Source organism: Streptomyces sp. NPDC058295 (assembly GCF_042880655.1).
Taxonomy (GTDB): Bacteria; Actinomycetota; Actinomycetes; order Streptomycetales; family Streptomycetaceae; genus Streptomyces; species Streptomyces coriariae.
The window spans coordinates 1-13,080 of the sequence record NZ_JBHVYO010000011.1 but is presented as its reverse complement, the minus strand read 5'-3'; the positions used below and the strand labels follow the sequence as shown (position 1 = coordinate 13,080).

Here is a 13,080-nt window from a genome sequence, read left to right as displayed (position 1 = left end):
AGTGCGGCGCCGTCAGCCCGCCGGGACCAACGCGGCCGAGTGCTCGGTCGTCCGGACGGCCGCGGCCCTCCGGGCCGCCGGGCCCATCGCGTAGGACGCCGCGACCATCGCCGCGCCCAGCAGCAGCCAGCCCGGTGTGCCCCACTCGACCAGCAGCCAGGTCAGGACCAGCGGACCGAGGGTGCGGGCCACCGTGACGCCGGTGCCGAACAACCCCTGGTACTCGCCGACCCGGTCGGCCGGCGCCAGGTCGAAGGAGAGCTGCCAGGAGCCCGCGGACTGCCCCATCTCCGCGACCACCTGAAGCACCGACCCCAGCACCAGCACGCCCGCCGCCACCCAGGGCGAGGCACCCGCGGACAGGGCGAACACCGCGCACGCGGCGCACATCACCCAGCCCGCCCGACGCACCGCGCGCGTGGCGCTCGCCAGTCCCGTCACGCCACGCGCCGCCCGCACCTGGAACACCGTCACCACGGCGGTGTTGAGCACGAACAGCGCGGAGACCAGCCAGGCGGGCGCCCCGGTCCGCTCGGTGATCCACAGCGGCAGCACCAGACTGAGCAACGGCATCCGCAGCAGCAGCACGGTGTTCAGGAGCGCCACCAGGGCGTACGGCCGGTCCCGCAGCACACCCAGGCCGCTCCCGCGCGGCCGGACCTTTCCGGGCGCCACCCGGGGCAGCCCGGCGAGCAGTGCCGCGCACACCAGGAAGCTCACCGCGTCGACCACGAACACCCCGAGGTACGCCTCCCGTGTCCCGGCGTTCAGCGCGAGCCCGCCGAGGCCGGCGCCCACCGCCAGACCCGCGTTCAGGGTCGCCTGGAGCCGCGCGAGCAGCCCGGTCCGCTCCCCGGCGGGCACCAGCCCGGCCAGCAGGGCCTGCCGGGCCGCCGCGAGCCCCGACTGCGCGGCCGCGTATCCGCACGCCACGAGCACGAACGGCACGAACCCGCGTACGAGGGTGAAGGACGCCACCGCGAGCCCGGTCGCGAGGGCCAGCAGCACCGCCGTCCCGCGCGCCCCGCGCCGGTCGGCCAGTCGCCCCAGCGGCACCCCGGCCAGCGAGCCGACCGCCCACCCGAGGGTGAGCCCGAGCCCCACGTGCGCGGGGCCGAGACCGATCACCTGAGTGAAGTACAGGGCCGACGTCGTGTAGTACGCGCCGTCCCCGACCGAGTTGCTCAACTGGGCGAGCGCGAGCAGCCGCCGTGGGCGAGTCTTCGACATACCGATGACGCTAGAGCCGCAGTGGGCCGCTCGACAGCACCAATCAGGGGTCGTGAAACTGGCCCAATTCCGTTCCGATCATGGTGCGTCCGATCCGACCGATCATGGCCCGGTCCCGCTCGGGTCCGCTCGGGTCCGGTCGGGACCCGCTCCGGTCAGTCCCGGCCCAGCACCTTCGTCAGCGCGTCCAGGGCCTCCGGATACAGCCGCTCGCGGGGCGTGCCGTACCCCACGACCAACCCCTGCGGGCGTCCCGGGCCGGGAGTGTGCCAGTGCTCGCCCAGCCGGCCCACCGCGAGCCCCTCCGCCTCCGCCCGCGCCAGCACCTCCGCCTCGTCGCCGACCTCCACCAGCGCGTGCAGCCCGGCCGCGATGCCGCGCACGCCCCGGTCCGTGCCCACCCGTTCCAGGAGCAGGTCCCTGCGGCGGCGGTAGCGCAGCCGGCACGCGCGTACGTGCCGGTCGTAGGCGTGGCTGTGGATCAGCTCGGTCAGCGCGAGCTGCCCGATGGACTCGGTGTGGTGGTCGCTGTGCAGCTTGGCGTCGGCGACCGCGTCCACCAGCTGCGGCGGCAGCACCATCCAGCCGAGCCGCAGCGCGGGCCCGAGCGTCTTGGAGGCGGTGCCCAGATACACGACCTGGCCGGGCGCCATCCCCTGGAGCGCGCCGACCGGCTGCCGGTCGTAGCGGAACTCCCCGTCGTAGTCGTCCTCGACGATCAGCCCGTCACGCGCGCGTGCCCACTCCGTGAGCGCCCGCCGCCGCCCCGGGTGCAGCGTCACACCGGTCGGGTACTGGTGCGCGGGCGTGACGACCACGGCTCCGGCGTCGCCGAGTTCCCCGACGCGTACCCCGCGCTCGTCCACCGGTACCGGCGTCACGGTCCCGCCGTTGCGTCGTACGACCTCGCGGTGGAAGGGCAGCCCGGGGTCCTCCATCGCGATCCCGGCGCCGCCCAGCACGCGCGTGAGGAGCGCGAGGCCCTGCACGTACCCGGAGGTGATCACGATCCGCTCGGGCGGCGCGATGACGCCCCGCGCCCGCCCCAGATAGCCCGAGAGCGCGGTGCGCAGTTCGATGCGGCCGCGCGGGTCGCCGTAGTCGTACGCCAGTGAGGGCGCCGTCGCGATGGCGCGGCGCAGCGCGCGGAGCCAGGCCGCGGCCGGGAACGCCCCGACGTCCGGGCTCCCGGGCCGCAGGTCGAAACGCGGCTCACGCGCGCGTGCGGCGGCGCCCGGCGGTTCGGCGGCGTCGGACGGCAGGGCCGCGACCCGGGTGCCCGAGCCCTGCCGCGCCGTCAGATAGCCCTCGGCGACCAGCTGGTCGTAGGCGGCCTTCACCGTGTTGCGCGAGATGCCGGTCTCGGCCGCGAGCCGCCGGGTGGCCGGCAACCGGCTGCCGGGCGCTAGCCGCCCCTCCCGCACGGCGTCCCGCAGAGCCCGTTCCAGCCCGGCCCGCCGCCCTTCGGCGGCATCCGGTTCCAGGTGCAGGTCGACGCCGACACCGGACCAGAAGTCGTTCACGCAGTCCCCCTAGACAGAAGCGCCCCTGGACGGAAGTCCCTCTGGACGGAAGCCCCCCGGACGGCAGCGCCCCCGGACAGAAGTCCTCCTGGACAGGTGAATGGCCGGGTACCCACCAGTACCCGGCCATCGATCAGCGAATGTGTCAGCCCTTCAGCGAAGCCATCCACGCCTCGACCTCGTCCGAGCGGCGCGGCAGGCCGTCCGACAGGTTCCGGTTGCCGTCCTGCGTGACGAGGATGTCGTCCTCGATCCGGACGCCGATCCCCCGGTACTCCTCGGGCACCGTCAGATCGTCGGCCTGGAAGTACAGACCGGGCTCGACCGTCAGCACCATGCCCGGCTCCAGCGTCCCGTCGACGTACGACTCCACGCGCGCGGCGGCGCAGTCGTGGACGTCCATGCCGAGCATGTGACCGGTGCCGTGCAGCGTCCAGCGGCGCTGGAGGCCGAGCTCCAGGACACGCTCGACCGGGCCCTCGACCAGGCCCCACTCGACGAGCCGCTCGGTCAGCACGCGCTGCGCGGCGTCGTGGAAGTCGCGGTACTTGCCGCCCGGCTTGACGGCCTCGATACCGGCCTCCTGGGCGTCGTACACGGCGTCGTAGATCTTCTTCTGGATCTCGCTGTAACGGCCGTTGACCGGCAGCGTGCGCGTGACGTCGGCGGTGTAGTACGTGTGGGTCTCGACGCCCGCGTCGAGCAGCAGCAGGTCGCCGGAGCGGACCGGGCCGTCGTTGCGCACCCAGTGCAGCGTGCAGGCGTGCGGACCGGCGGCGGCGATGGTGCCGTAGCCGATGTCGTTGCCCTCCACGCGCGCGCGGAGGAAGAACGTGCCCTCGATGTAGCGCTCGCTCGTCGCCTCGGCCTTGTCCAGGACCTTCACGACGTCCTCGAAGCCGCGGACCGTCGAGTCGACGGCCTTCTGCAGCTCGCCGATCTCGAAGTCGTCCTTGACGAGGCGGGCCTCGGAGAGGAAGACGCGCAGTTCCGCGTCGCGCTCGGCGGTGACCTTGTCGGTCAGGGCCGCCTCGATGCCCGCGTCATGGCCGCGCACGACCCGCACCGGGCCGGTGGCCTCGCGCAGCTTGTCCGCCAGCTCGCGCACGTCGGAGGCCGGGATGCCGTACAGCCGCTCCGCCTCGGTGAGCGAGTGCCTGCGGCCGACCCACAGCTCGCCCTGGCCGGACAGCCAGAACTCGCCGTTCTCGCGGTCGGAGCGCGGCAGCAGGTAGATGGTGGCCTTGTGGCCGTCGGCGACGGGCTCCAGTACGAGGACGCCGTCCTCCGTCTGGTTGCCGGTGAGGTACGCGTACTCGACGGAGGCGCGGAAGGCGTATTCCGTGTCGTTCGAGCGGGTCTTCAGGTTGCCCGCGGGAACCACCAGGCGCTCGCCCGGGAAGCGCGCGGAGAGCGCGGCGCGGCGGGCGGCGGTCTCGGCGGCCTGGGCGATCGGCTCCAGGTCACGCAGTTCCGTGTCGGCCCAGCCGGACTTCATGCTCTCGGCCAGCTCGTCGGAGACGCCTGGGTACAGGCCGTTCTTCCGCTGCTTGATGGGCTCCTCGGACTCAGTCTCCGGGCCCGCTGCGGTAGCAGCGTCGTCCGGCACAGCCGGGGTGAGCTCGTCGGCCACGGTCATCCTCCTTGATACGGCACTGGACCCCCTCCATCGTACGGACGTACGTAAGGGGGTCCAGGGCCGACGGACCTGTTGCCGGGCCGGTCACCCGATGTCACCGCTGCGCTACTCGAAGCGGGCCGCCAGCAGCACCACGTCCTCGTCGCTGTCCCGCTCGGCCGCGCCGTCCGGCAGGAGGGTGCGCAGCACGTGGTCGGCGATCGCGCCCGGGTCGTGCCGCAGCGGTCTGGGAACCCCCGCGGCGGCCGCGTGCAGCCGGGCGAAGGCACGGTCGACGGGCTCGCCGGTGCGGTGCAGCAGGCCGTCCGTGTAGAGCAGCACCGTCTCGCCCGGTTCGGCCTCCATCTCGACGCTCGGCGCCTCCCAGCAGGCCAGCATGCCCAGCGGGGCGGAGACGGAGGTCTCGACGAACTCCGTGCGCCGCTCGCCGACCAGCAGCGGCGGGCAGTGCCCGGCGCCGGCCAGAGTGATCTTGCGCAGGGCGGGTTCGCAGTAGGCGAACAGGGCGGTGGCGGACCGGGCCGGCTCGGTCAGCCGCAGCAGCAGCTCCAGGTCGGACAGGACGGCGACGGGGTCCTCGCCCTCCATCACGGCGTACGCCCGCAAGGAGGCGCGCAGTCGGCCCATCGCGGCGACCGCGCTCGGCCCGGACCCGGTGACGGATCCGACGGCGAGGCCCAGCGCGGCGTCCGGCAGCGGCAGCGCGTCGTACCAGTCGCCTCCCCCGCGCGGGCCGCTGTGATGCCGGGCGGCGAGCTGGACGCCGGGCACGCGCGGCAGCCGGGAGGGCAGCAGCTCCTCGGCCATCGTCTTCATGCACGCGCGGGTGCGTTCGAGCTCCAGGAGCCGCGCCAGGTGCTCGGCGGCGTACCGGACGTACAGGCCGATCAGGTGGCGCTGACGCTCGTCCGGCTCGGCGGGCTCGTCGTAGAGCCATACGGCCGCGCCCAGGCGGCCGGGAGCGCCGTCCGTCTTCAGGGGCAGCGCGTAGCTGGCGGCGTAGCCGAGGCGGGCGGCCACCTCCCGGTGACGGGGGTCCATGCCGTCCTCGGCGAACAGGTCGGGCTCGGCGATCTCCCCCTCGCCGCCGGGCAGCCCCTCGAGGATGCGGCCGTAGGACAGGGCACTGCGCGGCACGGTCTCGATATGGCCGAGATCGGCGCGGCCGAGGCCCAGTCCGATCATGGTGTCCGGCCCGAGCCGGTCGGCGGGCTCGAGGACGACGAGACCGCGCCGGGCGCCCACGAGGGCGGCTCCGGCGTGCAGCATTTCCTGGAGGGTCTCCGGCAGCGTGTCCGTACGGGCCAGGCGTTCGGTGAGTTCGTGAAGGGTGGTGAGATCGGAGACCCAGCCGGCGAGCCGGTCGGTCAGGAGGGCGCCCGGGCCGGTGGAGCCGGATGCGCTGGTGGGGGCGGCAGGGACCGTCGGGGCGCCCGAGGTGGCGGGCGCGGGCGCGACAGTGTGTGCGGGCGAGGGAACCGTTGAATCGATTCCAGCCACTTTCGGAGGGTGAGGGGCGTTCATGGCGTCCGGCTCTCGGACCGGAGCGTATTGCTCAAAAGCATCGCAAACCCCCATGTCATTCTGCGCCGCTAGCGGTGTCTCCACATGTACACGCACTCGTAAGGGGATGTCCAGCATTGTCCTGCTGGGCTTGCTGGTGTCCGTGGGCTCTTTGGGAGAATCGGGCACAGTTCTTCCGGCTCCCTTGCGGAATTGTAAAGTTGGCTTAAAAATGCCTCGGGTAACGGGTGATTGCGGTCGACTGGGCTTGCTCCACGGAGCGTCACAGCGGTCGTGATGGGTACGTACTCGGTAAGGGCCAGGTGTCGTCGGGAGCTCGTAGGGAGCCTTCCGGAACCTGGTGACCGGCCCGGGCGTCATAGTCATCGACGACCGTGCCCCATCCTCCCGTGGCGGAGGCGGAGAGAAATACGCGCGACGGTAAACGCCAGACTTCGCCACCCCACGCCACGCCCAGCATTAGATGGATGCAAGTCGGACGGAGTGGCCGCGGAAGCAGCCACCGCTCGACCCTGAGGGGTTCCCCTTGTCTCGTACAGGGGTGTGATGCGCCAACAGGTACGCACAGTGAAGTGATCGACACATGATGTGATGTGGCCCACGGTGTTGCCAGCGGTGCAACGGAAAGGAACGAGCGCTCATGCGCGAGATCCTCGGAAAGCGACGCAGGCTCCTGTCCCAGTCCAGCGACAGAGGACCTGAGTTGATCGACTCGGCCCTGACCTTCGCGACGGAATGGCAGTGGCCCGTCCTCCCGGGCGTGACGGCGGACCCGCAGGGGCGTTCCCGCTGTGGCTGTCCCGACCCGGAGTGCACGGTCCCCGGTGCTCACCCCTTCGACCCCGGCCTGCTCGCGGCCACCACCGAGGCGCGCATGGTGCGCTGGTGGTGGACCAACCGGCCGACCGCACCGATCATCCTGGCCACCGGGGGCACGGCCCCCTGCGCGGTCAGCCTCCCCGCACTCGCGGCCTCGCGGGCGCTCGTGGCGCTCGACCGGCAGGGCATCCGCCTCGGCCCGGTCGTAGCCTCGCCCACCCGCTGGTCGATCCTCGTCCGGCCGTACACGATGGAGCAGCTGGGTGAGCTGCTCTACGCCAAGGACTTCGTGCCCGGCTCCCTCCGCTTCCACGGCGAGGGCGGCTACATCGCCCTGCCGCCGTCCGAGACGGGCCGCGGCGACATCCGGTGGGAGCGCGCCCCGCTGCCCGGTTCGGCCTCGCCCTGGGTGCCCGACGTCGAGGCCGTGGTGGACGCCGTCGTCGACGCCCTCACTCGTACGGGTGTGAGCGCACCCGAGTTGTAGGGGTGTCGGGCGCGCGCCGGACAGGACACCGGCGTTCGCCCTCTATCTTCCGCTACATGAACCTTCGTCTCCTCGCCCTCGTGGGCGCCGTGGCAGGCGCGATCGCGCTGCCCCTGGCCATGGCGTCCGCGGGGCAGGTCGGCGACGAAGGGCGTACGGCCGGCGCGGTCGAACTGGCCGATACCCGTGGCCCCGGCGGCACGGATCCGAAGGCGCCGCCCGTCGAAGCCTCCCGGTCCCCGCTGCTGCTCGGCCTGGGGCTGGCCACCGCCGCCCGCTGCGGCCCCGAACTCGCCTCCCCCGACGGCGTGGAGGCGCAGACCTGCGTGCTGTCCCAGGGTGACGACAGCTGGGCGCGCACCTACTACCGCAACGCCACCGGACGCGCCCTGGACGCCTTCCTGAGCCTCATGGGGCCCGAGGGGCGCACCGTGCGGACGCGCTGCGCCGTGGCGGCCGAGGACGAGCCGGAATCCTGCGAGACACCCCATGAACGGACCCGGGGCGAACTGGCGGCGTACACGGCGGTCGCGGAGTTCGCGCGAGCGACCGGCGACGGACCGCTGCTGCTGCGCTCCGGGAGCAACTCCAAGGCGGATGCGGGCAGTTGACGTGCGACCGAACCCTGTAAACGGCGCCGGACATGAAAAGACCCGGTTGCTGACGACGGGGGATGCATCAGCAACCGGGCAACTCGAACGGTAACAAGAGATCTGCTCTACGCAAATTCGATCTCTTGTTTTCATCGGTATTCCGGACACCGGCGAAACGGCGCTTCTCACGCCGACTCGCCCTGAGCGGACGGGAGTTGTGAGCGGAGTCACGCCACCCGCCGGCGCAAGGGGTGCTGACCGGTCGGTCAGTTCGGCCGGGGTCCGGATCCGTGCGTCAGCTGAGCGTCACCTGTCGGTTGGTCAGACCGCCCCGCGCGCGGCGCTCGTCGGCCGTGAGCGGGGCATCCGAGACCAGGGCGGTGGCGAGCCGCTCGGCGAACTCGGCCGCCGGCTTCTCCACGTCGTCCGCCGTGACGGCGCTCGGCAGGTCCCAGACCGGCACCGTCAGACCGTGCGCCCGGAAGGAGCCGACCAGGCGCGTGCCCTCGCCGAGGCTCGAACGGCCCGCCGCGTGCAGCCGCGCGAGGGCGTCCAAAAGCCGCTCCTCCGGATACGGCATGACCCAGCGCAGGTGGTTCTTCTCCGGCGTCTCGCACCAGTACGCGGCGTCCACACCGGTGAGCTTCACGGTCGGGATCGCCGCGGCGTTGGCGCGCTCCAGGGAGGCGGCCACCTCCGGCGCGGCGTTCTCCGGGTCCGGGACCCAGAACTCGAAACCGCTGTGCACAACTGGCTCGAACACGCCTTCGGTGTCGAGCAGATCCTGCATCCGCGGACCGTCGGCCGGCGCGCGGCGCGCCTGCACCGGAGTGCCGGGGTCGGCGTCCAGGGCCCGCCGCAGGGTGTCGGCCAGGTCGCGGCTGATGTCGCCCGACGGCGTGTCGTTCTGCAGGCCGAGCAGCACCGAGCCGTCGTCGCGGCGCAGCGCCGGCCAGGCCATCGGCAGCACCGTGGCGAGCGTGACGGACGGGACGCCCTCGGGCAGACCGCCCTTGAGCGGCAGCTCGACCGTGGCGGCCGGCACCAACTCACGCAGCGCCACCCAGTCGCCCTCGCCCGGCAGGCCCTCGAAGGGGCGCTGCACCAGCTCGGTCACGGCATGTGCGGCGGCCCGGCCGTGACAGGCCTTGTAGCGGCGGCCGCTGCCGCACGGGCAGGGCTCCCGTGCGCCGACGACCGGGATGTCCGCGTCGGTGGGCTGCGGCCGCTTGGCCTTCGTCTGGGGGCGCTTCTTGGCCATCTGGGTGTCTCCCGGTTACGGCTCGTCTGGTACGGCGGGAGCCTAGCCGTTCGTACGCTCCGTCACGGGAACCTGTGGACGACGCGGGGGCTGTGGACGACGATCACCGCGCCGGCCCCGCGGATCTTCCCGGCCCCGTCGGCGACTCGCTCCGACCGTCTCCGGCTGCCTTCGGCGGCTCACTCCGACCGGCTACGGCTGTTTGGGCGACCGTTCCGAGCGTCTCCGGCCGGTCTGGCGACCGTTCCGACTGTCTCCGGTCTAGTCCAGGTCGTCGAACGCGTCCGCGAAGTCCAGGCCGGGCATCGTGGCGACCGAGGGGGCCGCGACCCGGGAGGCGAAGTCGTCGCGCCGGCAGCCCGCGTCGGGGTCGTAGACGTCCGCGTGGACGACGACCCACACCGTGACCTCGCCGCGGGCGTCGTCCCGGACGCCCCAGTCGTCGGCCAGCGCCGTGATGATGTTGAGCCCGCGGCCGCCGTGCGCGGTGACGGAGGGGGTGGCCGGGGCCGGACGGGTCGGGCCGCCGCCGTCGGTCACCTCGACCACCAGGCGGCCACCCTGATCGACACGCCATGCGGCCCGGACGTCGCCGTCCCCGGACAAAGCGTCGCCCAGTGGCCTGCCGTGCTTGCACGCATTGCTCAAAAGTTCGGAAAGGATCAGTACGGCGTCGTCGATGACCGATTCCGACACCCCGCCGGTGCGCAACTGATCGCGCATGCGGTGTCTCGCATTACCCACGCCCGCAGGGCCATGGGGTACGGCCATGCTCGACGACGCGGGCACCTCCTGTGCCACCACCAACGCCACCCCCGAGACCTCCTTCGCCCCACGCCACGGTGTGGATGCCCCATTGGCCTGTACCGGAAACCGGCCAATGCGGCCCCGGCGACGCATTCGTCCTGATCGAACACGGACTGAACGCGCCGGAGCACTCCCTGTGAGGGGCCTGTCAGTGAGTGGCTAAAATTGAACGGTATGGCTGAGAACGGAGGATGCTGTAACGGCGCTGTGGGGTCAAGAGGTATGGACGGGGCTTCTGTGACTTCTGTGACTTCCGCGGGGCACGGCTCAGCCGTCGGCTCAGCGGCCCAGCCGTCGCAGCACCTCGCCCGGGCGGTTGGTGATGATGGCGTCGATGCCCAGCTCGACGCAGAGGTCGACGTCCTCCGTCTCGTTCACGGTCCACACGTGCACCTGGTGACCGGCCGCCTTCAGGCGCTCGATGTACGCCGGATGGTTGCGCACGATCCGGATCGAGGGGCCGGCGATCCCGACCCCCGCGGGCAGCCGCCCGTCGCGCAGCCGGGGCGAGACGAACTGCATCAGGTAGACCGTCGGCACCGTGGGCGCGGCGGCACGCACGCGATGCAGCGAGCGGGCCGAGAAGCTCATGATCCGTACCGGGGACTCGGCCGCCGAGGCCGGCGCGTCCAGGCCGAACCGCTTCAGCAGCACCAGCAGCCGCTCCTCCACCTGTCCGGCCCAGCGCGTCGGATGCTTGGTCTCGATGGCCAGCTCCACCCGGCGCCCCGCGTCGGAGACGAGCTCCAGCAGCCGCTCCAGGGTCAGGACGGAGGTCTCCTCGCGGTCCTCGGGCCGGACCTCCCAGTCGGGGTCCTCCTCGCGCGTGTGCCAGGCCTCGCGGGCCTCCCGTGTCTTCCAGGAGCCGAAGTCCAGCGCCGCGAGGTCGGCGAGCTCCAGGGCGGAGACCGCCCCGCGGCCGTTCGACGTACGGTTGACGCGACGGTCGTGTACGCAGACGAGATGGCCGTCCGCGGTCAGCCGTACATCGCACTCGAGGGCGTCCGCACCGTCCTCGATCGCCTTCTTGTACGCGGCCAGGGTGTGCTCGGGGGCCTCCTCGGAAGCCCCGCGGTGGGCGACGACTTGAATGTGGTGCTGCCGTGCGTGGGTCACCGCGTCATGGTGCCATCGGCGCCCGGTCGTCTGAGAACCCTCTGAGATGTTTCGATGATGCGCACTTATTGTGCGTAATGACCTATATAAGGAATGGCCAAGGACCCACAGCCACCGCTTATGGTGCTCTGACGGCCCGTGGGAAAAGCTGAGACGTACAAAAGCACATGCACAGCTTCAGCGCGCGGGGTCGACGACAAAGCGCGCGAAAGCGCGACAAGCGCCGACGAGCGTGACCCAGTGCGACCGACGACAACAGCCGTGGATCGAGGAGAAGAGCTGTGAGCACCGAGAACGAGGGCAAGAACGAGGGCACCCAGGTACCCCCGGCCCCGTCCGCACCTCCCGTGCCGGTGGATTCTCCCTCGGCCTCCCCGCAGGCGCCCGCGCCCGACGCCGGCGCGCCCACGACTCCGCTCCCGGCGGCGCCCGCGCAGGCACCGGAAGCCGGTCACGCCTCAGCGGGTGCGCCCGAGGGCCACTGGCCGCCGCCCACCGCCCCGCAGGGAGCGCCGGCCCCGGTCGACGGCGACTGGCCGCCGCCGGCCGCTCCGCAGGCCGCCCCGGCCCCGCAGGGAGCCCCGGCCGCCGCCGACGACTGGCCGAACCCGGCCCCGGCGACGCCCCTCTACGCCGACGCCGGTGCCGGCACGCACGCGTACGGCACCCCCGGCTCCGCCGACGTCGCAGCCGGTGGCCCCGGTGTGGCCGGCGGCCCGAGCGGCCCCGGTGGCCCCAGTGGCCCCGCCGGGACCGTCTGGGGTGCCTCCTACCAGCAGCCCGCGCCCAAGTCGGGCCGTGGCCGTGGCGGGCTCGTCGCCGCGATCCTGGTCGCCGCTCTGGTGGCGGGCGGCCTGGGCGGCGGACTCGGCTACACCCTGGCCAAGAACGACGACGACACCGGCTCGACGACCGTCTCCGCCTCCACCAACGGCGGTGACGTCAAGCGCGACCCGGGCACGGTCGCCGGGGTCGCCGCCAAGGCGCTGCCCAGCACGGTCACGATCCAGGCCGAGTCCAGCAGCGGCGAGGGCGGCACCGGCACCGGCTTCGTCTTCGACACCCAGGGTCACATCGTCACCAACAACCACGTCGTCGCGGACGCGGTCGACGGCGGCAAGGTGACGGCCACCTTCCCGGACGGCAAGAAGTACGACGCCGAGGTCGTCGGGCACGCCCAGGGCTACGACGTCGCCGTCATCAAGCTCAAGAACGCCCCGTCGGACCTGAAGCCGCTCACCCTCGGCGACTCCGACAAGGTGGCGGTCGGCGACTCGACGATCGCCATCGGAGCCCCCTTCGGCCTGTCCAACACGGTCACGACGGGCATCATCAGCGCGAAGAACCGCCCGGTGGCCTCCAGCGACGGCACCAGCAGCGCCGCCTCCTACATGAGCGCCCTCCAGACGGACGCCTCGATCAACCCGGGCAACTCCGGCGGCCCGCTGCTGGACGCCTCGGGCAACGTCATCGGCATCAACTCCGCGATCCAGTCCACCGGCAGCGGCGGCCTGGGCGGCACCACCCAGTCCGGCTCGATCGGCCTCGGCTTCGCCATCCCGATCAACCAGGCCAGGTATGTCGCCCAGCAGCTGATCAAGACCGGCGAGCCGGTGTACGCCAAGATCGGCGCGTCCGTCTCCCTGGCGGACTCCACGGAGGGCGCGAAGATCACCGACACGGCCGAGGGCGGCTCCTCCGCGGTCGAGTCGGGCGGCCCGGCGGCCCAGGCCGGCCTCAAGCCCGGCGACGTCATCGTCAAGCTCGACGACATGGTGATCGACAGCGGCCCGACCCTCATCGGCGAGATCTGGACGCACCAGCCCGGCGACAAGGTCACGATCACCTACGAGCGCGACGGCAAGTCCCACACCGTGGACCTCACCCTCGGCGCCCGCAAGGGCGACAGCTGACGCCCACGCGCGCGTGCCCACCCGTTGCTCCGGTCCCCGCGCCGCCGATCAAGAACGGCGCGGGGCGTGCGGCCCTAGCGGCCTACGGGAACGGTCACTGAGGGAACGGCCACTGAGGGAACGGTCACTGAAAGAGGCGGTCTGCCGGAAGCGTGGCTTCCGGCAGAC

10 protein-coding genes are annotated in these 13,080 nt (G+C 72.3%); 3 read left to right on the top strand and 7 right to left on the bottom strand.

The genetic code is table 11. The features are described 5' to 3' along the window. Nucleotides 1-12: 12 nt before the first annotated feature. The 4 genes from ACFVYS_RS13900 to ACFVYS_RS13885 all read right to left on the bottom strand — a co-directional run bounded on the left by ACFVYS_RS13900 (nt 13) and on the right by ACFVYS_RS13885 (nt 6,033). Nucleotides 13-1,230 (bottom strand): MFS transporter, encoded by a 1,218-nt coding sequence (locus tag ACFVYS_RS13900; RefSeq protein WP_389501825.1) that lies wholly within the window; start codon nt 1,228-1,230, stop codon nt 13-15. Between the two features lie 155 nt (nt 1,231-1,385). Then, nucleotides 1,386-2,753: a PLP-dependent aminotransferase family protein gene (locus ACFVYS_RS13895; RefSeq protein ID WP_389501824.1), complete on the bottom strand. Its 1,368-nt coding sequence runs from the start codon at nt 2,751-2,753 to the stop codon at nt 1,386-1,388. Nucleotides 2,754-2,898: 145 nt separating this feature from the next. Further along, nucleotides 2,899-4,392 (bottom strand): aminopeptidase P family protein, encoded by a 1,494-nt coding sequence (locus tag ACFVYS_RS13890; protein WP_389501822.1) that lies wholly within the window; start codon nt 4,390-4,392, stop codon nt 2,899-2,901. Between the two features lie 105 nt (nt 4,393-4,497). After that, complete coding sequence (locus ACFVYS_RS13885) at nt 4,498-6,033, bottom strand: PP2C family protein-serine/threonine phosphatase (RefSeq protein ID WP_389502129.1); 1,536 nt, start codon at nt 6,031-6,033, stop codon at nt 4,498-4,500. Between the two features lie 523 nt (nt 6,034-6,556). On the opposite strand from ACFVYS_RS13885, the gene ACFVYS_RS13880 reads away from it, so the two are divergent. Both ACFVYS_RS13880 and ACFVYS_RS13875 read left to right on the top strand, forming a co-directional pair. Then, nucleotides 6,557-7,222, top strand: a complete 666-nt coding sequence (locus tag ACFVYS_RS13880; RefSeq protein ID WP_020132756.1) for a bifunctional DNA primase/polymerase — start codon at nt 6,557-6,559, stop codon at nt 7,220-7,222. 56 nt (nt 7,223-7,278) lie between these two features. Beyond that, nucleotides 7,279-7,833, top strand: coding sequence for a hypothetical protein (locus ACFVYS_RS13875; protein WP_389501820.1), 555 nt, complete (start codon nt 7,279-7,281; stop codon nt 7,831-7,833). Nucleotides 7,834-8,110: 277 nt separating this feature from the next. On the opposite strand, the gene ACFVYS_RS13870 is transcribed toward ACFVYS_RS13875, so the two are convergent. From ACFVYS_RS13870 to ACFVYS_RS13860, 3 genes are all read right to left on the bottom strand, one after another. Further along, nucleotides 8,111-9,076: a DUF5926 family protein gene (locus ACFVYS_RS13870; protein WP_389501818.1), complete on the bottom strand. Its 966-nt coding sequence runs from the start codon at nt 9,074-9,076 to the stop codon at nt 8,111-8,113. Between the two features lie 261 nt (nt 9,077-9,337). Continuing rightward, the gene (locus ACFVYS_RS13865; RefSeq protein WP_389501816.1) at nt 9,338-9,976 is read right to left on the bottom strand and encodes an ATP-binding protein; all 639 of its coding nucleotides are present in this window, start codon (nt 9,974-9,976) and stop codon (nt 9,338-9,340) included. A 186-nt stretch (nt 9,977-10,162) separates the two neighbouring features. Next, entirely contained in the window at nt 10,163-10,999 is an 837-nt protein-coding gene (locus ACFVYS_RS13860; RefSeq protein ID WP_389501814.1) for a glycerophosphodiester phosphodiesterase, read from the bottom strand. Nucleotides 11,000-11,280: 281 nt separating this feature from the next. On the opposite strand from ACFVYS_RS13860, the gene ACFVYS_RS13855 reads away from it, so the two are divergent. Further along, a complete protein-coding gene (locus tag ACFVYS_RS13855) occupies nt 11,281-12,912 on the top strand; it encodes a S1C family serine protease (protein WP_389501813.1) in 1,632 nt (543 codons plus the stop codon). Nucleotides 12,913-13,080 lie beyond the last annotated feature (168 nt).